At 50.0% G+C, this 24,272-nt stretch carries 12 protein-coding genes; all 12 read right to left on the bottom strand.

Going from position 1 to position 24,272, the window contains the following annotated elements:
- Nucleotides 1-4 precede the first annotated feature (4 nt).
- A complete protein-coding gene (locus R3B84_15880) occupies nt 5-1,111 on the bottom strand; it encodes a hypothetical protein (protein ID MEZ6142045.1) in 1,107 nt (368 codons plus the stop codon).
- Between the two features lie 227 nt (nt 1,112-1,338).
- Complete coding sequence (locus R3B84_15875; GenBank protein ID MEZ6142044.1) at nt 1,339-6,795, bottom strand: protein kinase; 5,457 nt, start codon at nt 6,793-6,795, stop codon at nt 1,339-1,341.
- 409 nt (nt 6,796-7,204) lie between these two features.
- Nucleotides 7,205-7,672 (bottom strand): YggS family pyridoxal phosphate-dependent enzyme, encoded by a 468-nt coding sequence (locus tag R3B84_15870; protein ID MEZ6142043.1) that lies wholly within the window; start codon nt 7,670-7,672, stop codon nt 7,205-7,207.
- Between the two features lie 19 nt (nt 7,673-7,691).
- The gene (locus tag R3B84_15865) at nt 7,692-7,922 is read right to left on the bottom strand and encodes a hypothetical protein (GenBank protein ID MEZ6142042.1); all 231 of its coding nucleotides are present in this window, start codon (nt 7,920-7,922) and stop codon (nt 7,692-7,694) included.
- A gap of 4 nt (nt 7,923-7,926) precedes the next feature.
- Nucleotides 7,927-9,237, bottom strand: coding sequence for a PQQ-binding-like beta-propeller repeat protein (locus R3B84_15860; GenBank protein ID MEZ6142041.1), 1,311 nt, complete (start codon nt 9,235-9,237; stop codon nt 7,927-7,929).
- 152 nt (nt 9,238-9,389) lie between these two features.
- A complete protein-coding gene (locus tag R3B84_15855) occupies nt 9,390-10,037 on the bottom strand; it encodes a sigma-70 family RNA polymerase sigma factor (GenBank protein MEZ6142040.1) in 648 nt (215 codons plus the stop codon).
- Nucleotides 10,038-10,210: 173 nt separating this feature from the next.
- Nucleotides 10,211-11,596 (bottom strand): DUF1552 domain-containing protein, encoded by a 1,386-nt coding sequence (locus R3B84_15850; protein MEZ6142039.1) that lies wholly within the window; start codon nt 11,594-11,596, stop codon nt 10,211-10,213.
- Nucleotides 11,593-13,530, bottom strand: a complete 1,938-nt coding sequence (locus tag R3B84_15845) for a DUF1592 domain-containing protein (protein MEZ6142038.1) — start codon at nt 13,528-13,530, stop codon at nt 11,593-11,595. Before R3B84_15845 ends, R3B84_15850 begins: the two co-directional genes overlap by 4 nt.
- A 247-nt stretch (nt 13,531-13,777) precedes the next feature.
- Nucleotides 13,778-17,116: a hypothetical protein gene (locus R3B84_15840; protein MEZ6142037.1), complete on the bottom strand. Its 3,339-nt coding sequence runs from the start codon at nt 17,114-17,116 to the stop codon at nt 13,778-13,780.
- A 68-nt stretch (nt 17,117-17,184) separates the two neighbouring features.
- Entirely contained in the window at nt 17,185-20,295 is a 3,111-nt protein-coding gene (locus tag R3B84_15835; GenBank protein MEZ6142036.1) for a hypothetical protein, read from the bottom strand.
- Nucleotides 20,296-20,412: 117 nt separating this feature from the next.
- Nucleotides 20,413-23,184, bottom strand: a complete 2,772-nt coding sequence (locus R3B84_15830; GenBank protein ID MEZ6142035.1) for a BatA domain-containing protein — start codon at nt 23,182-23,184, stop codon at nt 20,413-20,415.
- Between the two features lie 85 nt (nt 23,185-23,269).
- Nucleotides 23,270-24,229, bottom strand: a complete 960-nt coding sequence (locus R3B84_15825) for a DUF58 domain-containing protein (GenBank protein MEZ6142034.1) — start codon at nt 24,227-24,229, stop codon at nt 23,270-23,272.
- Between the last annotated feature and the right edge of the window lie 43 nt (nt 24,230-24,272).

Here is a 24,272-nt window from a genome sequence, read left to right as displayed (position 1 = left end):
ATCGTTATTTCGCGATTTCTGCTTGTTGCACCAGAAAATGCGGACGGGCCAGATCGCCACGCTGGTGCGTGGTGCCAAACAATCGCACTTTCTGTGCATCGTATTGATCCAGATTCACGCCGGCACTTGCAGTGACATAATACACTGGCTCGCCACGATCATCGTACAGGCCGAATAGTTGCTTGCCATCAAGATTCAACTTGGCGATACGTCGCAGTGTTGCTGGTTTCAACCAACCACCTTCGGTATCGGGGCGGGCACTGGTGCCTTGCGTGGGAACAGGTCGTTCACCCACAGTTGAAGTGCGATTGCTCTTCTCTTTCAACCGCTCTTCCCGACAACGGGTGATCCGATTGTAGCAGATCACCTGGGCATCGTGGTCGGCCTTGGCGTTATACAGTTCGTAATAAATCTTCGTGTACAACTCTTCCGCTTTTGCATAATCCAGCAACCGTTCGGCATATTCTGCTTTGGGCCACAGGGGATTTTCTGTCAGAATTTTTGGCAAGCCCTGCGTGCCGGAAGGCAGGGTTTCTTTGGGCAAACTGACCACCCCCGCAGTGGGTGATTCTTTTACCACGGTCGAAGGGCTGACAATTGCCACCAGCGTGGGTTCTACTGCTTTGCGAGCAATATAGCGATAATCTCCCTCCGGTGGGATAATGGGATACCACACAATGCTGGTACTATGTTTGGAATTGTCCACACGCACCGGTTTGCCAATTACTTCAACGATGGTATCTTTGGGCAACCGCAGGCGGGCAATATCGGAAGGCATGTCGCCACGGGCATCACCCACGCGAACTTCCGCATCGTTGACACGCACTTCGACGTTTGCCATGCCACGATCATCCAGTTTGACTTCGCCCAGGTGGACAGCACGAATCCAGCTTTTGCAACTGGGTGGTGCCTGAACAATCAGAAATTCGCCTTCTTCGCCATAGACCAACAGGCGTTCGCCCTTGTTAACTTTACCCACTGAAGGGAAGCTGAACGCGGGGCCAGACAGAATGTCGGAACCATCGTAGGCAACAGTGGCTGCTCGCTTTTGCTGGGCACTGATCATGGTGGTTGCCAAAAACAGCGCAACAATCGTGAATTTTCTCATCATATTCCCCCAGGGTGCTGCATTCCGTTCGCTTTGCTCAACCACTCATCATGCAAAACGACCGCCCCATCAGCGTCCATCACATCGGTTCTGGTTGCCAATAACCGTTTGAACAGGAAAAGCAAGGGCAATTCCGGCAAGCGGGTGAAGGTGCATGACAGAACCGATTCAACAATCGATTACACTTCTGCCTGAATTGTGCAGTTTCGCCATTTTACCGTAACGGATCATCATTTTGTGAATTCCTGCTGAAACTTGCCCACCTTTGCCCAGAAGTTAAGCCAGGCTTGACGCTCGTCTGTGGGGAGCTGAAACAGTGCCAGGGGATGTCGCACTCCCGCTAAATCTGCATCTTTCAACCAGTGGGTCGTTTCGGCAGATATCATTGCTCTCTCGAGTTCCGGATTGGCACTGAATCGCTGACGATAATCCTGGAGTTGTTCTTCGAGGATGCTGAGGGCCTGGGTGCGTAATTGACTACGAGTGACCCCTGGGGTAATTGGTTCAACATTTCTGGTACCGCCTAAGGCAGCCAGACAGGCAGAATTATATATCCACATAGTGGCTGAAATTTTGGGGTCCATGGTATCTGCAAGTGGCACAAATGATTGAAGTAGCTTGATCCCTTCTTCAGGCTGGCCAAGCCGTTGCAAACAGAGTGCAAGGTTAGTGACATCATGCGAATTATTGGGGCGCAATTTCACCGCTTCACGGAAATTTTTGACTGCGAGATCGTACTTGTTCTGATATTTGAAAATGTAGGCCCGATTGCGATAGGGGAACCAGAGAGACTTGTTTAAATTCGTGGCTTGATCAAAATGATTGAGTGCTTCATCGTACTTACCCTGATCCCGTAAGACGCACCCGAGATCATTGTGGGCCATCTCATTCATTGGCGACAATCGAAGAACTTCGCGATAATCGGCCTCAGCACGATCGAGCATTCTCAACTGCTGCCAATAGATTCCACCACGTGCGTAAAGAGCGTCCGATTTGGTTGTGAAAGGCAGGATGCTGCCGGAATGTGTAGACAAGTAATCACTTGCTTCGGTCTCTTTTCCTTGCAAGTCGTATGCAATTGACTTCCAAATATGGCCTTCTCGAAAAAACTTCTTTAAGGAAACAGACTTTTCTGCAACGATTTCTAACTGCTGATAATCATGGAGCTTTGCAAGCACCATGAACAAGTCTTTGGATACATTATCTGGTAAATCATAGTCAAGTGGATAACTGAATTGATTCTGTATTGTATCCAAACTTTCTTTAAAATGGATTCTCGCACGCTCCAAATCATTCATCTTGAAATAAATTTTTCCTAACTCATATAATACTTTTGCAGAACAAGGTCGCACTTTTAATAGATGTTGGAGAGTATCAATAGCCTGATCGTACTGATTAGCTTCTTGCTTGATGTAAGCCAACCCAAGGTAAGCTGGGTAACAATCTATATCTAGCTCGATAGCACGTCGAAAGGCTTGTTCAGCCTTTAATTGCTGTCCAATTGCCAACAAAGAACACCCGTATTCAAAATGTAACGAAGCAAAGTGGGGATCAAGCTGAATCACTTTTTTCCAGGCAATGACAGCTTCAATACCATTTGCAGCCAATGCAATATCTGCAAAATGTGATGCTCGGGTTGGATTCGTGCGATATACTGAGACGTTGTTCAGTGGCCCAAAAATTGTCAACTGACGATTTAAACCGAAACTGTATACAGGCAGCAACTTCCTGTTGATTGGTGGGCGGGGTGGTTCCTTGGTTGCAATAAATTTGCTGAAGTCCAGCACCATTGTTCTATCGGTGCCTGTCACATAAAGCTGGTTTGTATCGTTAGAAAACTGCAAGGTGCCTGTGGGTATCGCAATTTGTACCAATGGTTTACCACGTGGATAATCCCAGATGATCAGTGTATTTGGCTGTGTTCTGGTCTCTGTAGAACGATTTACCAGTAAGCGACGTTCTGTTGGATGAAACAGGCATTGAAAGCTTGTTTTTAAGCGGTAAGGTTCTGCCGTGCAGGAAGTCAAACCATCTGTTTTGAACAACCCAAGGTAGTGTGCTTCGGGGTTTGTCTCCTTCAATTTCAGTGCAATATAATCATTCTTTGGTGAAAGATCGATACCAGCAACCACCCACTCGCCTGGGAAGGCATCCTGTCTGTGGTGCAGCACCTCACCTTGATGGTTCCAACAGTAAATATGCCCTTTATTTGCCCAGAATAATTTACTGCTATCTGCCGACCATGCCATGAAATCGTGATTAATAGAACCTGACAGATTCGGTCCGGCAGGCAGCAACTGAATTAATTTGCCGGTGTCAGAATCGAACAGTACCGTTTCATCAGATAGATTAGAAGAAAATGCCAGGCATTTCCCATCAGGAGATTGTCTGAATGAGAACATGTTCGACAACTTTTGCTGCCAAAGTTGCTGATGTGCTAACATATCAAATGCATGCAATTGCCGATTCTGGTTACTCGTGATATAGAAGAGAATCGGCTTTGTTTCATGAAAATTTAATATCTTATATTCATAGACTTCATTCTTCGACAACTCTATGTATCGACAAGTTAATTCGGAAAAATCCAGAATAGCAAAAATGCGATTAGGTGCTTCATCAGGAAGCCAACAAGGAATTGCTACAAATCTCCCACCAGGATGAATGGCTGCATTTGATAAATCATTTCCAGGGCCTATGGGAAAATCAGACAAAGTCGCATATCGGGAGAGGATTGCTTTAGGGAGTTTAATTTCCCTAGTGGTGTTTGTTTTGATGTTGCTCAGTCGGTACACACCTGGACCAGGTGGATCGTTATCGTTAGCGGTACGCGCAGCACCTCCCTGAAATTGCCACATACCAACTGCGGTTGTACGATTTGCCCAGACACTTGTTCTGGGATCTAATTTGTTCAAGTCGTTGAACAATTTCTGATTATCTTCTTTTGAGTACGGACGAGTCCGTTCATGGACCTGATCATCCAGAAGATGCCAGATAGTGGTTCGAACGCCACCGTTGTTCGGCATTTCTACAATGACCAACCGCTGGCCATTATCCTGAAATGAAGCCGTCAATATTTCATCATCTACATGGATCTTTTTCCAAAGCTGTTGTGTCAATGGATGCAATAATTCCACCCGGTTGCCATTGATTCTTACTTTCCAGCGTGGGTGCTCAATCGGTTCGCCGTAAATTGCTTGTATATTTATTGGCTCTAGTTGCTGTCCAGTCTTGTTGTCATATTGAATGAGAGCAGATTCCTTGTTTGCAGCTTCCATTTCCACAAATACGCGCTCATATTTAAATCGAGCCTTACTGAATTTCTTGACGATACTCCACCGTTGCTTACCAGTAGCAATCTCCCAGATGATCAGTTTATTAGGTGCATTATGCTGCCGATGCATCGTCAGTATGAGTTCCCCTTTGGGATCAAACTCGAAACCGATCAGTTGATTGGGTACTGGTTCGAATAATTGAATTTTCTTGCCGGATTCTAAATGTGTTATGAAAATTCTGCTTTCCCATTTTCCATTTGATTCCTCCTTTACTTGTTGTTTTCGTGAGATTACAGTTGCACGGAGTGATTTTTCAAAGAAATAGTTACTACGAAAACGGTGTGCAGGCTGGTATGTCTGAAATTCACAATTGACTCCATGGTCAATGAACCAGCCGTCACGTATCAGCGCAGGATCAAGTGATACTTGGGCAAGCTCACTCTTTTTGAATCCAGTGCGAACATCGTATATTGCAAATGGCTCTCGACCTGCAGGCAATGAAAAATCGAATCCATGGGGTAGTTTTCCCTGGGGGGCATCATCCAATTGCTGGAGCATCAGTGTGTTTTCGTGTCGCCAGTTCCCCAGGTGGGCAAAGAAGTTCAAACCTTGTCGGGTACGGTAGCGACCAGAAATGGGCTGGAAACCCAGCAATGGTTGTCCCGTTGCTGTTTCATAAGATCGCCCCTCAAAATAGTATCCATTTGGCATATTCTGGCGAAAAAACATGATGCGGCCTTCATCATATAATTCTGGCAAAGCATACATTGGATGCCCATCAACTTCCGGGTAGATCGTTTTCGCCTGATTGCCATTGATCAGATTGTTAAAGTAATGCCACTCCATCCCTATGAGATTCTGAGCATCACCCTGGGGAATCATTTCCTGTAATAGATCGCGAGCAATTGATATATCTTTACCATTCCACCTATCGTTCAATGTTAATAACTGGGATTCGTATAACGTCTGCTGAAGCTCCCGCCTGGAGGCTTGCACTTCACTTAATCGTTCCTGGGCCAGAATGCGTTGTTGCGATTCTGCATTTTTCGCCAGTCGTTCTTCTTTCGCAGCATTGCTGGCAATAGTTGCACTCTGCTGGGCTCTGCTGGCCTGGCGCTTCGCTTCCATCAATCCAAAAACGGTGCCAAGCATGCCAATAAGTAAGGTCAGGCAGATCGCCAGACCTGCAAACACGCTACTGCGATTTCGCCGAATAAACTTTTTCAGACGATATGACTTGCTGGGTGGCCCTGCCGTAATTGGTTCATGTTGCAGGTATCGCTCGATGTCATGGGCAAAAGAAGTTGCAGATTCATACCGTCGTTCCCGATCCTTTGCCAGTGCTTTTAGCACAATCCAATCGAGCTCTCCTTTCACCATTCGTCCCAGTTTCTGTAGCTCAATCTGTCGATTCACTGCCACCGTAGGTGAATTATCTGCGGAGCTTAGCCTTGAACTGGGTGTCGGAGCTTCTAACTCCCGAATCATTCGCAACATCTCTTCCAATGCGATCTTCTTCAGAGTTTCCCGCGTGATGGGCGTATTACCCGTCAGCAATTCATAAAGGATGATGCCAAGCGAATAAATATCCACTCGTGTATCGATATCAATCGCATTAAACGTGGCCTGCTCTGGTGCCATGTATAACGGCGTGCCCAGAACACTGCCGAATCCAGTGAAAAGTGTTTTGTCCGATAATTGCATGCCGTTAGTGGCTTTCGCCAGGCCAAAATCGATCACCTTCGGCACCGCTTTCCCATCATGGGATTCGACGAGAATATTCGAAGGTTTTAAATCACGGTGAATAATCCCCTTCTGGTGTGCGTGCTGTACGGCTTCGCATATAGGAATAAACAAGCGAAGCCTGTCAATTACTGTCAGGCGGTGTTGGTCGCAATACTCGTTCAATGGAATTCCTTTAACCAATTCCATCACAAAAAACGGCATCCCAAGTTCCGTGGTGCCCGCATCCAGCAACTTGGCAATATGTGGGTGATCCATCAAAGCAATTGCCTGGCGTTCCGCTTCAAAGCGTGCCAGGATCGTTTTTGATTGGCCACGTTCCACACGAATCAGTTTAACGGCCACTCTCCGTTTGACCGGGGTTGATTGTTCGGCCATCCAAACCGTGCCCATGCCTCCTTCACCAATTTGTTGCAACAGCTTGTATCTGCCTGCAATAAGTACCCCGGCAAAGTCGATCTCCTGGAGGACGGGCAGCGTTCCAGTCAGTTCCGGGTCGGGCATACCAGAGGTCTGTTCGGGTGGGGTGCCAATTGAAAAGTCTGCATCAGCACGCAACAGTGCTTCCATGCGTGCCCGCAATTGTGGTTCAGGACAATAGCGATCCATAAATGGCCCACGTTCACTTTCGGGCATCAGCACCAACTGCTGAAAAAGTACTTCTTCGGTCATGAAAATTCTCCGTACACTCCATTAGCGAAATCGCAGACAGAATTCCATCAAAAATGAAATAAAATTCATTTTTCAGGGCGATGGCTGTTAGTTTCCCGCTTTGGCCTGACTTTCAACCGCCTATAATCGAAGCATGAACGTAAATCCATGCAAATATAATATATCCTTCCTTTAAAAAAAATGCAATTTCGTTCAGATTGAAAGTGAAAATCACTGAAATTTGTCATCGTAAGTTTATTTCAAATAGTGACTTACGAAATTTACGGAAATTTTGATAATTTTTGCAAAATAGCGATCACCCTACTAAGGAAGTAGTGTACATTTGGCAGAAAAATCTTGTTCCAGCGGGATTATTACGATGAAAATAATGCCACTTGATCTGGAGTGCAGGAAAGGCTCTGACAACATCTCATCCTTCTTTCAAGCCTTCCAGCAGCAGGGAGCCAATCCTGACAGTGGTAGCGCCTTCTTCAATAGCCACTGCGAAATCGCCGGACATGCCCATGGATAACTGGTCAAATGGGTGGCCCGCAGCACGCCAGCGTGGGGCATGTTTTTCAAACAATTGTCGCAAGGCACGAAAGGTGGGGCGGATTTCCTCGGCATCTTCCGTATAAGCAGCCATTCCCATCAGGCCCAAAATTCGTACCCCAGGTGGGGTTTGGTCTGGGCTCATTTCTGCGAAAGTTTCGGGCGAAAAACCATGCTTCTGTTCTTCATTGCTGATATTGATCTGCAGGAAACCTTCGATCGATCGTTGCTGGTGGGTGGCCTGCTTGCCTACTTCGGCCAGCAGGCGTTCTGAATCCAGACTATGAATCCAGCCCACGTGGGGGAGCAGATCGGCCACTTTGTTCCGCTGCAGATGACCGATCATATGCCAGTGAATGTGCGACTCATTCAGCCGCAACTGCTTTCTGAATAAGCACTTGTGGGCGACTTTCGCCAAAATGCTTTACCCCAAGCTGGTGGAGTAATTTAACCACCCGTGCTGGCACCGTCTTGGTTACCGCAACCACCAGCACCTGATCTGGGGTGCGGCCAGATCGCTCGCACGATTGTGCAATTGTTTTATTAATTGCATCCAGGCGGGTCTGCAGGATCTCCAGAATCTCCTCATTAGTCATTTTCTCATCGCTTTTTCATGATTTCGCAGGCAATTAAACGATCCGCACCACGTAAGTACAGGATGCCGTTACACACAATGGGTGCGGCCCATGCCGGGTAATCAAGATCTGTTTTCCAGACGGCTATTTCCTGATACTTCTGATGGTTTTCTTTGAACAAAATCAGTTCGCTGCGTTCGGAAAGGCAAAGGAAATGGCCATCAATCCACAAAAGCGACGTGCGAGAGAGGCCTTTTTTCTCCCACATCACTTCACCGTCTTTCCATCGCACGCACCGTAAGGTGGCTTCGTTTTCGTGCCTGCCGCTGGAACCATACACATAGCCATCGCGGTGAACGGGAGTGTTCCAGTGGCACCGCAGACTTTTTTCATCGCGATCTTTTTCCACATCGGACCAGAGCACCTTTAACTTGTTCTGCTGATAATCGAGCAGCACCCCTCCTGGGCCGTAGCATTCCGTCAGCAGGATCTGGCTGCCCACTACCGTGGGGTTACTGGCATTGACGCTTTCCAGAATTTCCGCACGCCAGGGGAAGGAAGTCAGTTCTTTTCCAGTTTTGGGATCGAACAGCACCAACCCACCTCGAGCGAAATAGAGTCCCACATCTTTGTCGGCGATTTTGCGAATAGTGGGGCTGGCGTATGAGGCTAATTCGTTGCCAAAGCGGTAGATTTCCTTGCCGGTTTTCTTGTCGAACGCCACAATGGCCGTGCCGTTGCCTTTGGCATCGCGAAGATCGAAGACCCGTTCTCCTTTGGGGCTGCCACCGATGGCAACAATCAACAGATCCTGGTAAACTAGTGGCACGCTGCCCACACCAAAGAAGTTCTGCTGAAAGTGGTAGTTTTTGCGGGTATCGTTGCTCCAGACGACTGTGCCATCTGTGCTTTTCAGGCACACCAGCATCCCTTCCGGCCCATAACAATAGACACGCTCACCATCCACTACAGGACAGGCACGTGGGCCCGGACTATAGCCATAGGAATCAATGTAATCGGTCTCGTATTCGTATTTCCAAAGCGATTTGCCTGTGATCGCATCTCGGCAGGTCAGTCGATTCGTATCGCGAAAGCGGTCGAAGTGGTATAATTTCCCCGCCTGGATGACCGGTGGGGCAAATCCCTGCCCCATTTCCGCTTCCCACAGAATTTTCAGGCCGTTCGCAGGCCATTGGGTCAGAATTCCTGTTTCGGGCGATTGGCTATCGCCATTGGGGCCCAAAAATTGTGGCCAATCGTACTTGGTTGTGGCAGGCTGGGCCACCAGGGCATTGGTGCCTATTACCCAGCACAATACCAGCAGAAAGCAGCGCATGGTTGATACTCCCGAGGTTATGAGAACACACTCATTAATGTTTCGAATTGCACATGGTGGCAGCGTCATCCTGCCCCTGAATTACCATGGTCACCAGCTGGAAGCAGGTGCCACTTTGCGCACTCTGATAAAGCACTTTGCCCACAATGAACTTAGCCATTTCCGAGATTTTCGCTGGAATCGGCAGTGGGAAGCAAGGCCGCACGCAGTTTTCGCAACGCACGCAGATAGCGCATTGAGGCTGCCGCCTCGCTGAGTTCGAGTATTTTTGCCACTTCCTGGTTGGATAACTGTTCGTGGTGCCGCATCAGAATGATATCGCGGTCTTCTTCGTTCAGAGTAGATAGTGCCTGCTCCAGGCGGGCCTGCAGTTCCTGCTGAATTGCTTCCGAAGCGGGGGTGGCATCCCCACAGATCAATTGGGAGGCCAGCATAATCGACGACTGATCCGACCACGCTGGCCGCACAATTGCCTGTTCACGATCAATGCTTCGGCGTTGGGCCACGCGATGACGACGGTGTGTGTCGATAATGCGGTCCTGGGCCATGTGCCGTAACCACAAATGAAAGGGCATTCGCGGGTTCTGCAGATATTCCCGCAGTCGAAGGTTGGCTTCGACCATCACATCCTGCACAATATCGCTGGCATCGGCACGGATTCGCAAGGCGGGGTCCAGCCGTAACTGAATCACTTGTCGTAACGGTTCGCGGTACTCTGTCAGCAACTGTTCCACAGCACCCGCGTCACCCGCATTGGCCCGATCCAGTAATTGGTGCGTCGTTTCCTCTGTCGGCCACATGATATTCCCCTGTATCAATATCTTAGCACCCCACCACAGGGGATTCCATCATGGAAGTCAATCGGTAACAGATACTTTTACTATCGTACGAATATCAGTGTTCCACGTGGAACATTTTTAATATTCGTACAAGTGTTCATATATCGGATTGATATCCCACGTGCTGTAACTGATCAGCCATTGGCAAACATTTCTTTGATCTGTTTGGTTCCAATACCGATGGGCCGATCCAGCGGAACCCCCGCACAGGCCAGAATTGTCATCAACAAGTCGCCCTGATTGCCCTTCGTCGTGGCTAAGAACTGCCCAGTCTTGATCGAACCACCACCTTTGCCAGCGATGATAAACGGAAGATTCGCACGGGTGTGCCGATTGCCATCTTCCAGGCCGGAGCCCCACATCATAATGGAATTGTCGAGCAGTGTGCCCGCACCTTCGCGCAGACCGGCCATCTTTTTCACCATGTAGGCAAACTGATCGATGTTGAACTTGGTAATCGCCGCGACTTTCCGCACCATCTCTTTCTGGTTGTTGTGGTGGGTCTGGGAATGATGGACGTCTCTGAAGCCCAGTTCGGGATAGGATACTCCATTCGGTGTGGAACCAATGTAGGTGCTTACCCGCGTCGTATCCGTCTGGAAGGCGAGCACGGTCAGGTCGCACATCACCTGCATATATTCACTTCGCTTATCGCCTTCGGGAATTTTGATTTCAATCTGGGGAGAATCGGAATCGAACCGCTTACTGCTGCGAACCCCAGCTTTTTCCATCGCTGCATCTTTCTGCCGATCTTCGATTGCCGCAATCCGCCGTTCTACGGAACGCACACTATCGAGATATTCATCCAGTTTCTGCTGGTCGTAAACAGGCAGTTTTCGCCGAAGATCTTTTGCCCCACCGAGAACCAGGTCGAGCATTTTCCGGTCGAGTGGATTGGCCTGAGCAGAATTACCGGGTTTGTCACTTTTTCCAAACAAGCGATTCAGCACCCGGCGTGGGTCGATCTCTGCTGGCATTGCCTGCGTGGGAGAGCGGTAGCTGCAGTGGGAATAATAAGCCTCGTGCAGGCCCTCCTGATTTTCCTTATGGGTCTGCGGCATCGTCGCCAGTTCCAGCGAAGGCAACAACGTATGGCCGCCCACATAGTTCGCCATGATCTGGTCAGCAGAAATGGCAATGTTGACCTTACTGCGTGTATCTGGATCCGGAAGTCGTGCGGTAAGCCAGGTTGACAGCTCCAGTGCGTGTGGTGCCCCATTGAATGGGTTGATGGGAATGCCGGAAATACCCTTCATCAGCAGGCATTGGTCGATGACCGGACGAAGTGATTCCAGTGCTGGTGGTGGTGTTTTGAGGAAAGTTTCTGGGTTTTTGGGCCAGAACTGGTCCATAATGACACCGTGGGGCATATACATGAAGGCGAGCCGCACAGGTGGCTTTGTCGTCAGATTGCCTTTACCACCAGCAGCCCACCCGAGGGAATCCATGAACGGCAGAGCAAGCGAGACCCCCACTCCTTTGAGCATGGCACGGCGATTGACATGAGACTGGAAATTCATGGTTTTGCTCCTTTGACTCTGCGATGAGTAAATAAGTAACTATTGATGACTTCGGTAATAATCGTCCGCACGCGGTAGTTGTCTTTGGCGATCGGAACCATTAACTGATCCACGACAATTTCGTCATATCCTTCCAGTTGTCGCCCCAGTGCATATGCCAGCAGCCGTTCGGTCAGATTTCGGGCAATATCTGCTTCTCGCTTTGCCAGCAGTTTCTTCAATTCGGCTGGGCTGTTGAAACTGCTGCCATTCGGAAGTTGCCCCACTGAGTCGATGGGGAGGCCGCCGTCATCTTTCACCCGCCATTGGCCAATTGCGTCGAAATTTTCCAGACCAAATCCAATCGGGTCGAGAACCTTGTGGCAGTTCGCACACGTCGATTCGGTGCGGTGCAATTCGGTTCGCTGCCGCAACGTTAAGCCCTTTATTTTCTTCCCATCCTGTTCGGCAAGTTCTGGCACATTCGGTGGGGGTGGGGGAACACGTTCGCCCAACACCTGCTCCAGCACCCACACACCGCGCCGAACCGGGCTGGTGCGGTTGGGGAAAGAGGTCGTCGCCAGCATCGCAGGCATACCCAACAGACCACCACGGTTGGCATTTTCCAGCTTAACCCGGCGCATTTCGCTGCCTTTGACATTCTGGTCCAGACCGTACAGTTTTGCGAGTGGCTCATTCAGAAAAGTGTAATCACTGTCAATGAATCGTACCACGCTTTGGTTTTCCCGCACAATACTTTCAAAAAATAAGCGGGCCTCTTCGACCATTGCCTTGCGGAGTGTGGGGGTGATCTGTGGAAACAATTCCGGATCGAACACCTGCCGATCCAGGTCACCCACACCCAGCCACTGGCTGCCAAAACCATCGAACAGTGCCCGCGACCGTTCCTCCTTCAACAGTCGCTCTACTTGTGCCCGCAACACTCCCGGCTGATGCAATTGCTTTCGATCGGCCAGTGCGGCCAATTCCGCGTCCGGTGGGGCAGACCACAGCATATAGGAAAGCCGGGAGGCTAATTGGTAATCATCCAGTGGCACAATCGGCTCTTTCGAGTCGACTTCCCCGGCTGGGGTGATGAAAAGGAACTGGGGAGAGACGAGAATCGCCTTCCACATCAGGCCCAACGAGTCGGTATAGCTCAGATTGTTGTCGCGGGCGAGGTCGAATACTCCTACCAGCACATCCAGTTCTGCGTCTGATGCTGGGCGACGGTAGGCTTGCCGTGCCAACGATCGGGCAACTCGGCGGGCTTCCTCTCGCAGATTCGCTCCGTTCAGCGGTAACTCGCCAAACAGTCGCTTTTGCACTGCCGTCGGTTCTTTTCCCTCAGGGGCAATCACCTGATCGATCACCTTGTTGGCAATGCTCAGAAACTGCTCCGATTGCAGAGGGGAAATAGTATTGAGAAATCCCGCACCAACGACTTCTTCGGGCAGACTGTCGGCAATTGATTGGTCCACACCATACAATACATGCAGCGTATTGGCATATTCTGCTTTGGTGAGCCGACGGATCACGAAAGGCCCCGGGTCTTTCGGGCTCAAATATTTCAGTTTGCCAATCCATTCGAGAAATTGCCCCCGCTCGGCTTCGGTGGGGATTTTTCCTGCATCTTCCGGTGGCATATCGTGCACTTTGACGCTGGCAACTGCCTTTTTCCAATGTTCAAACGAAGACGCACTGCCAGGATTTTTCAGTGCCGATTGAAGATTGACCCCACCTTTGGGTCGGGTGCCATGACAGCGAATGCAATACTTATCAACAAAAGGCCCCACCTTTTCTTTGAAGGTTTTCGCAGCATCCGCGCGATTCGCTGCCTCATTCGTGCCAGCATTACCGCTTTGTGCCAGACAATCGGAAGTCAAAGACAGACACAATGCAAAAACCATTGCTGCAGTTGAGGGTGCCCACAGGATAATACGAGATGCTTGCATGCGTGCTGTCCAACGGCGATGGTAGGTATGACAGACAGAGGGTAAATGGCTCGCCAGAACGCCAGTTTCTATCTTAGCATATTTGCCTGTAGTTGGGCGAGAGCAAGGTAGTGGGATTGCGAGTACTTGCTGAAACGGAAAAAATTTGGGTCTGGGGTAAATTCCATATCAACCAGAATTAGATGGCAACGCTCATTTTCTGAATTGTGGGCGAAGTTGCAATCGATTACACGCTTTGTTCTTCGAATTACTGCACAATTACTTTCAATTCACGAGGTGGGGTGGGGCCGATGTCCGGCACCAGACGAATCGAAAAGCCCGTGCTCTTCTTCGAACCTGCTTTGATCGTAAATTCCAGTTTGTTGGTGGCAGGGTCCACTTTCACACTGGCGGGTACGGTAATTTCACTGCCGGGTGTCGGCACCAGTTTCACTTCGTAACTGCCCAGGTAAGCAGCCCCCACGATAGTGGTAAGCGAAACTTTCAATTCACCACCAGAAACAACTGCAACCGCTGCGTTTGGAATCTGAACACGAATTTGTTCGAGGCCATCCAGGTAATCCTTTGCGTAAGTAGCATAAGCATTTCTTTCGCGAATCAATGCATCCCGAATACGTTCTGCTTCTGCTTGGATATTCTTCAAATCCTGACCTTCTCGGATACTGCGGCGGATATTTTCGAGCTTGTTGATCAATGTTGTCAATGTCAGTTGAGCGTTGCGGGATTCCTCAACGTTGGGTGCGATATTGGTAGACAATTGCTGTGAAATGCGTCCCACAGCAGCTTCACAATTGGGGAAATCTTCTGACACGCTGCTATTGAGTGGGCGAATCACCTTTTCGGTCAACGCTGCAATCAAGGAGTCCTGCAGTCGATTCGCACGATACTCTAATGCCAGACGGGAGTAATCGGTATTGACTTCAGACACCACATCGCGAGATTTGGCAATCAGTTCCAGAATACCAGTAGAACGGGTCTTCTCCGGGCTGAAATCGGCATTCGCACCTGATAACGAACTGAATCGTGCGGCCATCGACAGATAGTCGGAATCTGCTTTTCGCAGGCGGGCAATCGCATCATCCAGTTTGTCCACCAGCGTTTGTTCTTCCAGACCGATTTCCGTTAACAATTCCCCATCAGAAACAATTTTGAAGGTAAAGGTTTCGGTATTCAGGGTGGTGCCTGGCTTGCCACCTTCCACATTGGTGTCGACCGCTTCCACGGCCAGATTCAGCAAGTAAGTCCGCTGGATATCCTTTTCTTCCCGCCGTGCCAGACCAGGTGCATGTACCTCGAGGTCAAACGCACGGTCCGGATCAAGCTCCAAACCTCGGAATTCCACCGATTTCAAAATCTGATCGTCTGGCCCCTGGGGGCGTGGTAACGTCAGACGTTTATCGAGTTCTGCCATGCTGGGGCCCACATTACGTTGATATGGACCGGAAAAAGCACCCAGTGGAGCGCGACTGTTGACGACCGTTCGTTCGGAGCCCACATAAGGTGCCACCTGTTGAGACGCCACCACACCATAAATCCAGCTTCCGTGATTGGGAATGGCGGGCAGATTGTTCAGCACCCACGCAGCCGTGCTGGCCCGCTGGTTAACAATTGCCTGCGGTTCTACTTCAGCATAGGTGTAAACCATATCGACACGGTTTAGGCCACGGTCGTCCCGCACCTTACTGTCTTTGGTGAACGGCAGAATCGCCCGTGCAGTGCAGAGATAGACATCACCCACCTTGCGGATGATATCCACCGCCACATTCACATCCGGTGGGCGGTCTTCTTCCACAATGACCTGCACGAGCCGTTTGCTGGTGACATTGTCAGTATCTTTCAGAAACAGTTCAAAAACTGTTTCCCGAGTGATCTGGGTGTTATTTTCCTGATTAAACGTAAATGAGAAGCCATTATCCACAATTTTCAGTGGGATCGGATCGGGATTTTCCACTTCGCCCGCTTTACCAGGGAATTTACCCTGTTTGGGAAGGATGGCGGCTTCCACTAGTGGCTTGTCGGCCTTGCCACGCAGCACCAGATCGGTACCAGCGGGGATATCAATTCGGGATTTTTCACCGGTCAGTGAGATATTCAAATCTTTGAACAGATGTTTCTTGCCTTGCAACACCTGCGGATTGGTGGCGTAAGGTTTCATTTCGGAAGGCAGGCCAGCCGGATCGACAAATGGCGGCTTGTGGTACAAGTACGCCGGGTGGTATTCATCCCGCTGGAACAGTTGCAGTGTAGGGGCCGGTACCAGCGTAATTTTTCTCGTGGGTGTATCAAAGTTTTCCCCACGTGTGTAAAACTCAACGCTTTCCTTCAGATCGGTCATGGTGGCGGAGAACTCGTTGTATTGTTCTGGCCGCATCTTCATATCGACACTGGTTTTGACACCACTATAAAACAATTCCACTTCTTTGGGGATGTCCAGCTTTCGCAGGGTGCGTGTCATTGAGGATTTCGCTGCCAACTGATCCAGTTGGGTAAAGATACTTTCAATTTTTGTCAGCGTTTCGCCGTGCTTCGCTGCCAGCAACGTCTTCACTTGTTCGTTGTCGACAAACACCTGCTTCACGCGATCCACTTTCCAGGCAGCGGAATCTTCAGGCACTTCAGCCACATCGCGGGGAATTTCAGGCATTTTGAATGGGTGGGACGCACCGAACAACAACGTGCCGAATGTGACCACCTGGCGGGAATCCCGCAACTCCTGCAGGGGCAGTGCAGGAACATCCTTCTGGGAAAGTTTGCTCGAAACATCGGCCCAAGTCAGTGGTCGCCAGCCGAAATCACTGGTATCATCGGCGATCACCCATTGATAGGCTGCCACCTGAATCAGTGGGGATGATGCATCCCGCCCGATTCGGCGTTCATTACCTTCAAAATTGACTACCTCAATATAGGCTCGCCGTGGCCAGGGAGTTTTCTTTAAAAACAGATCACGCTCTGCCAGAATTGTAGACACATCATTAAAGCGGTTCACAAACGCTGCTGGCTTGGTGCGTGTGATGGCACAGATCGCCACCCCACTCAGCACAAACAGCCCCACGGACAGACCCAGGAACACAAACGCCTGGCGCCAAAGGCGTTTCCAGTTGAATACCTGCTTGACATTAACCTGATCAATCCGATCGCGAGCATCATCGATCGTTTTCTTGATCATTTCGATCGAATAACCATAGCTGGCAGCTTTTTTCAGATCAGTTAACTGCACAGCGGTAATCAGACGATCCCCCAGTAGTTGTGGGTGCCGTCTTTCCAGCACCATCGCCAGACTTTCCTGAGAAAAATCGCGAGTCAGACGAATAAACAACTTCGTCAGCAGCAATGCCAGAAAGAATGCGGAAGCAATGATCAGTGCGACAACTCGGAAGCCACGGTGGGCATCAACTGCCCAGTCGAAAGCGAACAGTTGGAACACACCATAGTCCAGCATCATTGCAATCCAGAACCAGGCCACTGCGAACAGTGCCAGCGCCAGAAAACTTTCGATCGTGACGTAACGGCGGATAATCCCTTTGAGTTTCCCCAATGGATCGGCAATTTTCGGATCGACACCAATATTTGAATTCGTCGTTGCCATAATGAATCAATTACCCGGGCTATCAAGAAAGAACAATGTCACAAGGTTACAAATTAACAGGGCAGCAGTTACGCCAGTTTTAATAGTTTTCTGGTCATCCATTCCAACGACAACAGTCCCACCACAATGAGGAGCATCAGGCCCACCCGCATCGGCTTGTCGGTCATCCAGCTGGTCATGAAGCTGGGAAGCGTTACGCCACGATCCCAATAGTCTTCGATGGCACCTTTGTTCCGTAGTGTCTGCACATTGGAGCTGATGCAATCCGGGATTTTCTTTACTGCTTCTTCATCGGTAAACCGGAATGTCAGGCGTTGACCTTCCGCACCATTCCCTGCAGAAGACGAGATGGTATTCCATACCGCCTGATCCTGCACGTTATTTTTCACTTCGCTGACATCAGAGGCTAACAGATACAAATCCTTGAAATTCGGCATGGTGTTATCCACTTCCGGATTCGATTCCTTGATGACAAATTTGCCAATCGGCATTTCGGTGGTGCCAGGCACTTCCGCTTCGGCCCGCCAGACACCTGCAGCAAACTTTTGTGGGTTCAGTAGAAGTCGACGCTCAAAAATTCCATCCCAGGCATCGGGAGTGGCATCAGGTACTTTGCGGGCAGACATCCGTACTTCCTGGGCAAATTTATCATGGTATTTGGCCTTGGCAGCAGCAATCTGCTCTTCGCCCACCAGTCGTTCAATTTCCGGTGGGTATTTTTCGAGGTTGATTGGTCGCAACACCACGCGAGGTTCACTGTTTTGTGCCAGTGGGCCTGCATTGGCATCAAACAGTTTGAAACGCACCGATAATGGACCATCGATCGTATACGTGCCACCAAACAGTGGGGTACCACGACTGGTTTTCTTCCGCATCCGGGCGATCGACAGATAACGGGTAAACTTGGTCCAGAATCGTTCCGAGTAGGCAGCCTTATAACGACGCAGTCGCCACAATTCTGGATTCCCCACCCATGCGGTGCGACCTTCGCCGTACTTCATTACAGCCAGCCAAGGTGGGCTGCTGCCATCAGGCAGTTTGATAGCATCAGGATCAGGGAATGTAGCAATCGTGGTTGCAACTGGCTTTTTGTCTGCCACCGGGAAGTAGTTGTAGAACCCACGGATGACCTGCGAGGTATCGGTGCGTGTGTCGTTACCAGTAAAGTAACGCTCCCACGCAACTTCAATCGGCAGGGTATCATCGATCTTCAGAAAATCCATATCGCCAGCGATATTCTTGAATTCCAATCGCCATGGCTTGTTCGTTTCACGACGTGCTGCTGCAAGTTGTGGGTCACCAGGAATGACTGGAAGAATATTCAACAGCGGCTTGAACTTGTTTTCTGGGTCTGGCCGCACAATTTCTTCCGTGTGGATGTGACCAGCCACAAACATCAGTCCCCCACCCTGTGTGTTGACCCAGTTGAAGACCAGGCGGATCTGTTCTGCTGTCAGGGCAGTCCAGTCGAGGTCAAAAGAAATAATGGCATCGTAACGATTGAGATTGTACCACTTGTCTTCAGGTGGCACCGCAGCATCATCCAGGAAGAACTTATCTGGGAATCTCGTCAGTTGACGCTCTGCATCTTCCATCAGGTTAATTTTGCCACCGGTCCCACCATCGTTTTGTACAAACACGCTGAGATCGGCTTTATCACGAATTAACTGTGTCAGCAAGAATTGGAAATCACGGTTGGGTGCACTGCAGCACAACAGGATTCGCAGTGGGCGTTTTTGCACTTTCAGGATCTGCCAGTCGGTTACGTGTTCCTTTTCGGCGTACCGTTCTCCCTTGACGCTGGGTGTGGTGGCGCGGGTACCAGTCGGCTTCCAGCAATGAATTGGTGGGCAAGCCGCTTCATCTTTGGCACGCAGGACATCGGGCACGTTCGCCGGATCAATCACAAACTCGGCAGTACCATGGGGTGGTTCACCCGGCTTGTAAACTAATTCGGATGGCAGTTTAATTGGTTCTGGGGCACCAGGTACCAGCACTTCCAGGTTGACCGGGGCTTTTTTGCCCAGCAGGCCATCGCCATCCACTTCCACAATAATCTTAAAGGGATCATCAGGTGGGGTTTGTTCTGGTGCGGAAAGATCGGTGATTCGCACGGAAATTACTTTTTCCTGAGAACCAATCCCCACGGTGAAGACAGGAACTTTCTCCCGCTTGGCACGTAATCGCAGATCGCTGATGGAGTTTTCCCCACCGCCAAAGTTGTTCTGGCCGTCGCTGAAGATGATCATGCCGTAGACCATATTCCCACCTTCGCGGTTGAGAATATTGGTGACACCATCCGGAATGTTGGTGGCAGAACCAATTGTTTTGTAAACTTCGATGCGGCCCATCAGCTTATCGCGGTTGCGTTCCAGCGTGGCTTTGTCTTCAGGTGCCAGTGTGGTGGGAATGGCAGCATCTTTGGCATCGAACCATTGTTGAGCCCAGTCGGCAGTGCCGGGTGCCTCGCCGTCCCACTGAGCAGTAGCTGCCAGCTGCTGAATCCCTTCGTTCGAAAGTCCTCTGGTCAGCCACGGTTTAAAATCATAACTGGCAAAGGCTCGCCATTCTTCTTTCGTCCAGGCATTCCCCTGCACCCGCCGGGCACTGCCATCGGCAGCAACTGCACGGTACACAGGCACCAGTTGATTGCTGGCATTGCGTTCAAAAGTTTGTACTTCTTCATCCAGCCTGCTACCCACGCGGTAAATGTAAACGGGGTTCTTTGCCGAAAGATTCTGCATGAAACCGTTGGCATCATCCAGCAGAAAATCAACCACTTTCTGCAAGCGGGTGGTGCGGTTTGCTGAACTGTTGGAGGTGGTCACATCATCGCTGACATTTGCCATACTACCGGAAACATCCAGCACAATAATCACGCGGGATCGTTTTTCCGATTTCTCATAATCCTGTTTCGCAGGGAGCAGAAACATGATTGCCAGAATGGCATAAACGCTGAGGCGGAGAATCGCCAGCGGCGTTGCCCAGTACCAGCGGACACTGCGGGCATCACGAATATATTTCATGATGACGAATGCGACCGCCAGGAACAGCACCACGCCCAGAATCAACAGCCACCAGGTGCCGCTGTATTCCGACTTGCTGCCGTAAATCTTGAAGGTTTCGGCAAGCCGACGAAAGATAAACTCGGATTCTACTTGAACGTTCTGGTCGTTCATATGGATCACTCAACCTATATATCGCTGGCAGAAGTCTGCCAGAAAATTTCCAGGAACACCAGCTACCACCTGCACCTTCCCCACGATTGATAGCAGAATCGTGGCTTGAATAATTTCTTAAATATCTGTGGTAACTGGCAGCTTGGTCTGTGCAGCAGGAGGCCCTTCTGCACTGCGACTGTTATAGCTGAGGCGTGTTGCCATTGCCTGTTCCGCCACCAGCACCATCAGAATGATGAAGTAGATCCAGGGATTTTCGGAAAAATCCTTCCGCTTCCGCATTAATGCCTCGGCGTAGGAATCATCACTTGCAGAATGTAACAGTGCCTTCGGGGCAATCATCGCAATATCGTCACTGTTGGCACGTTGTAAATCAGATTCCCGTTCCACATCAATATTACAAGGGATCATTCGATAAACCGGTGTGGGTGCGGCATCGGGTGCCCCACCAGCACTGGTCTGCTTGCTGAACAGTTTAAACAGATACACCCCGGGCTCATTAGCCTGATTAAAGGTGAAATTGATTTTCCCTTTACTTTCACCCGTGCTGAAAGAGATATCGCCCAGGCTCTTGTAGGTGGTCTGATTTTTCTTGATATCTTCTGACAGCAAATACTGCTTACCTTTGCTGTCGTAATTAGTCTGATCCAGTTCCAGATCCAGTGTCTGCCCCAGCACCAGTGCGGTATCGGTACCGGCACTTGCCAGATAATCTTTCATCGTCAACATCATCGGTGGGTAATACGGTCGACCAAAACCTTCCAGGTCGTTCCAGTTGGAACCGGCCCCCGCCATGAAGGCAACCACGCGACCATTACCAAACCGACGCGTCACATAGAGCGGGTCGCCATAGGTGACTTCATCCCGCAGTGCGGCAAATTCCCTGGCCAACTGCTTATTGTCTTCCATTTCCCAAAACTTCACCAGGTTGGGTCGTTTGGCAGTTTCATCCCCGGTGTCTTCCAGCAGATTTGTCAATGCAATCGACAGTTCGTACAAGTCACGGTCCGAACCTGCCAAGGTTCGCAATTCCGAACGAAAACGTCCCAGATAATCCTGGTATTCACTGGCGTTCGTCAGTTTTTCAGCCAGTTTATCAGTCAGAGATCGCACCGCTGGTTCAAAATCCTTGATTGGCTTGTTATTGGCCAGATAAACCAACGTTTCCGGCCCACCGGGACCAGCAGCCATTGCCCGCGTGTTCACTTTGACATAGCGATCAATCACGACAAAGTTGAAGAATTTTTCGTACGCTTCAACATCTGCAATGGTGCCACCTGCGGCTTCGCGGTAGATCTTCGACAATGCCGGGTGGTAGCGACTGTCTTTCTTGATCAGTAACTTTTTGTTAAATGTCAAACTCAGTTTGAGCCGTTCCACATCACGGCGATCATCAGGAATATCCGCAACCACCCGTTCGAGTGGGACCGGATACAAGCCATTCCCTTCGCGATAGAGTTTTTCGTTGTATTCCTGCACACTGTCGGAGCGGATTGATGGTCCCATGAAGAAGGCCACACCGCCGCCAGCGCGGGTATAGTTTTCCAGATTGGCAATCGCCTGCTGGCTCAGTCGTGGGGTATCGCAGATGAAGATTGCTGCATACTGGCTGAGATTGAGTGTATCCAGATCGACGGCATTCTTTAACTGCACATCATAACCGCGGATCGGTGCGGTGAACAATGTTTCCAGGAAGTACGATTCTGCCTGCTTGGTACCACGGTCTTTGGGCGAGTTATCAACAATCAGCAGTGGCACGCGATCGCGAACTTCCACCACCGAATAAAGCACGTTGTCTGCCGACAGCCCACTTGATTCACCTTCCAGGTGGCAACTGACCATGTTGTAGCGTTGCAGCACAATCAGTTCTTCATTCTCTTCTGCTGCGGTGCGTTCAAATGCCAGCGTAAAGCGACCAATCGCATCATTATTCGGAGGCACGCTGGGAATATTCACCAGACCTTCCGCACGTTCTGCACCGTTCACTCGCACGCGGACGGTGATATTTTTCTTTTCGCTGTTGGAATAGTTATGCACTTTGACAGTGAATTCCACTGGCTGATAACGTGCCACAATTCGGGCATCGGGAATCAGTTCTACAATCGCCAGATTGTCATTGGACAGTGGTGACTTATTCTGCTCGGTGCGTTCTGGCGAAACGCAGTCGAGCATATGAATTTCTACCCCCTGGGTGTTCAATTCATCCAGTGCGGTGCTGAGAGCTTCTTTGTTCTTCTCGCTCCAGTCGGCATTGCGAAAATCGGAAATGATATGCAGCACACCACGCATGTTCTTTTCGTCATTAAACTGGGCCTGGGCTGCTTTAATACCATCCACCAGATCAATGTGCTTCAACGTAGGTTGCAGTGGGGCCAGATATGTTCCCACTTCTTCAGTGATTGTGCTGTTCAATCGCCCAAAAGGACGTGGAACATTCAGTTCCGAGAGCCGCACCACTGTAACAAACTGTGGGCTTGAAGCCTGGTTGGCCGATTTCAGGATCTGATCGGTAATCAGCACTTTGGCACGGTCATATACTTTGCGTGTCTGACCTTCTTCCGTGCGAATTTCATCCGACATGCTGAGCGTGTCATCAATCAGAATAATGTGGAAAGTATTCTGCCCTTCATTGCCCGCTTTGTCGCACCCGATGAAGCGTGCCAGTAGCAGGCCCATCAGCGCCACCAGAAGACATCGAAGCAACAACAGAATCAGTTGTTCGATGATCATTTTGCGACGGGCACGTTTCTGCGATTTCAGCAGAAACTCCATCGCAGCCCAACGAATACGTTTATAACGCATTCGGTTAATCAAATGGATGATGATCGGGCTGCTGATCAGCAACACACCGGCAATCATCGCAAATGGGTTTGAAAACAAAGCAAGCATGGATATCTATTGGTTCGGTATCGCCATTCCCCAGGTGGGGTGCGGCTCATGTTAATGAAGTATCGCGATCACCACACAAATACTGTTAGCCGTAAGTCTGTTTGCCCTGTTGAGCGCGGGAGGCAATACGTCGGTGCAGAAAGCGCGACATTATGGCATCCAGGTAGTCACTGGTGTTGACCAGTGAATAATCTACACCAAGTCGACTGCATCCACGACGGACTTCTACCAGATACTCTTCCAGGGCTTCCAGGTAGCCATCCCGCAGTGCCTTGGGATCGCACAGCAGGTCGGGCATTTCTTCCATCCCTTCAAACTTGGTCATGCCGCTGAATGGGAATGTTACTTCTTCTTCATCCAGTACGTGAAACACCATCACATCGTGGCGGCGTGAACGCAGCATTTCCAGGCCTTTGAGAAGCGGTTCCCGATCAACAAAACAATCGGAAATCAACACAATCAACCCACGTGGGCCAACGCTTTCCGTAATCCTTCGCAGGATTTTCAGGATGTCAGTCTTGTCGCGTGGCTTGGAAACGTGCAACGTCTGAACGATGGCATCCAGGTGCAACTGACTGGACTTGGCGGGTAAATTGGCACGCACATCCTGATCGAATGCAAACATCCCCACGGTATCCTGTTGCTTGACTGCCATATACGCAATCGAGGCACCGATGGTGCAGGCATACTCGTACTTGTTCATCGCACCGCGACCGTAATGCATCGATTCCGACACATCAACGATCACATTACAACGCAAGTTGGTTTCCGCTTCATACTGTTTGATGTAAAAGCGATCGGTCTTGGACCAGACTTTCCAGTCCAGGTGGCGGATGTCATCCCCACGAACATATTCGCGGTGCTGGGCAAATTCAACCGAGTGGCCGAAAAACGGACTGCGGTGCATCCCGGAGATAAACCCTTCTACCACCTGACGTGCACGCAGATCTAAACGGCTGATCCTGGAAATTACTTTCGGATCAAAAAACCGACGTGCTTCTTCCTGCTCTTTCGGTGCCATCGCTTGAAACCAACCTCGGTGCAAGACCTTGCGATTCCATCAACACACTGTTTTCGACACAATACTT

The organism is Zavarzinella sp., assembly GCA_041399155.1.
In the GTDB taxonomy this organism is placed as follows: Bacteria; Planctomycetota; Planctomycetia; order Gemmatales; family Gemmataceae; genus JAWKTI01.
The sequence above is the reverse complement of the archived record's forward strand: the minus strand, read 5'-3'. Positions and strand labels throughout refer to the sequence as shown.

Excerpts from the sequence above, each read along its gene's own strand:
- R3B84_15850 (MEZ6142039.1), bottom strand. The coding sequence starts at position 11,596 with ATGAATTTCCAGTCTCATGTCAATCGCCGTGCCATGCTCAAAGGAGTG.
- R3B84_15870 (MEZ6142043.1), bottom strand. The coding sequence starts at position 7,672 with ATGATCGGTCATCTGCAGCGGAACAAAGTGGCCGATCTGCTCCCCCAC.
- R3B84_15860 (MEZ6142041.1), bottom strand. The coding sequence starts at position 9,237 with ATGCGCTGCTTTCTGCTGGTATTGTGCTGGGTAATAGGCACCAATGCC.
- R3B84_15865 (MEZ6142042.1), bottom strand. The coding sequence starts at position 7,922 with ATGACTAATGAGGAGATTCTGGAGATCCTGCAGACCCGCCTGGATGCA.
- R3B84_15880 (MEZ6142045.1), bottom strand. The coding sequence starts at position 1,111 with ATGATGAGAAAATTCACGATTGTTGCGCTGTTTTTGGCAACCACCATG.
- R3B84_15830 (MEZ6142035.1), bottom strand. The coding sequence starts at position 23,184 with ATGCTTGCTTTGTTTTCAAACCCATTTGCGATGATTGCCGGTGTGTTG.
- R3B84_15875 (MEZ6142044.1), bottom strand. The coding sequence starts at position 6,795 with ATGACCGAAGAAGTACTTTTTCAGCAGTTGGTGCTGATGCCCGAAAGT.
- R3B84_15855 (MEZ6142040.1), bottom strand. The coding sequence starts at position 10,037 with ATGTGGCCGACAGAGGAAACGACGCACCAATTACTGGATCGGGCCAAT.
- R3B84_15845 (MEZ6142038.1), bottom strand. The coding sequence starts at position 13,530 with ATGCAAGCATCTCGTATTATCCTGTGGGCACCCTCAACTGCAGCAATG.
- R3B84_15840 (MEZ6142037.1), bottom strand. The coding sequence starts at position 17,116 with ATGGCAACGACGAATTCAAATATTGGTGTCGATCCGAAAATTGCCGAT.
- R3B84_15835 (MEZ6142036.1), bottom strand. The coding sequence starts at position 20,295 with ATGAACGACCAGAACGTTCAAGTAGAATCCGAGTTTATCTTTCGTCGG.